The sequence below is a fragment of the Burkholderia sp. BC1 genome, assembly GCF_052683555.1.
In genome coordinates this window covers 1-991 of sequence record NZ_JBQYLP010000183.1, presented here as the reverse complement: position 1 = coordinate 991, position 991 = coordinate 1, and the positions used below count along the sequence as shown (strand labels likewise).

Sequence of the window (991 nt, the reverse complement as noted above, 5' to 3'; positions counted from 1 at the left end):
GCTACGTCTGCGATGACCGCCGAGCCGAATAAATCAGCGTTTCCCTAGCGTCGCCGAATCCCGCTCGACGTCTCGGCGCGACGTTCGTGCGACAACGCGAACGTCGTCGATGCGCGGCGGATCGGTGCGCCGGTGCGATACGGAGGCTCGCGATTCGCGATGCGGCACGAGACGACGCATCGGCAATCACGTCGCGACCCGGCTGGCTTTCCCGCGTTCACGTCACCCCGCCCGCGCCGCGTTCGCACCCTTCGCCGCAATCGGCCGCGATCGACCGCGATCGCGCACGCCATTTCTGAGACACTTGCGGTTCCGCATTCCGACGATGGGTCATGTCCTGGTTTCTGTATCTGATCGAATGCGTCGACGACAGCGTCTACACGGGCATCACGACCGACGTCGCCGCACGCTTCGACGAACACGCGGCCGGCAAGGGCGCGCGCTACACGCGCTCGCGCAAGCCGCGCGCCGTGCTCGCGTCGTTTCCGCTGCCCGACCGGTCGATCGCGTCGAAGGCCGAATACTGGGTGAAACGGCTGACGGCCGCGCAAAAGCGCGAGCTGGCCGCCGGTATCCGGACGCTGGCGTCGGTCTTGCCGGCCGCGCTGTTCGCCGTCGAAGACGAAGCGAAGCGCGTGGCGGCCGGGCAGCCTGCGCGTACGGGCGGCGGCCGGCGACGTGGCGCGAAAGCATCGGCCGCCGTGGAGCAATCAGCCGAGGCGAGCGGGCCGTCGAAGGCCGCACGCGCAGCGACGCGCGCGAAGCAGGCCGCGGCGGCCGACACGCCTGTCCCGGCCATCCGCAGCGCGACAGCGCCGCAGCTCGAGAAGGCGACGAAGACGAAAAAGACGGCCAAGCCGACGAAGGTACCGGCGCCTGCACGCGCCGAAAAAGCCACAAAGCCCGCAAAGGCGGCACAACCGGCAAAAGCACCCGAAGCCCTCAAAGCCCTCAAAGCCCCGCCCCCCAAACCTGTCTCTTATACACATCT

Annotated in this window: 1 protein-coding gene; it reads left to right on the top strand. The window is 68.3% G+C overall.

What is annotated here, in order from left to right; translation table 11 throughout:
* Positions 1-332 precede the first annotated feature (332 nt).
* The coding region (locus ACSHSS_RS30250; RefSeq protein WP_445545973.1) for a GIY-YIG nuclease family protein at positions 333-991 on the top strand (659 nt) is incomplete at its 3' end.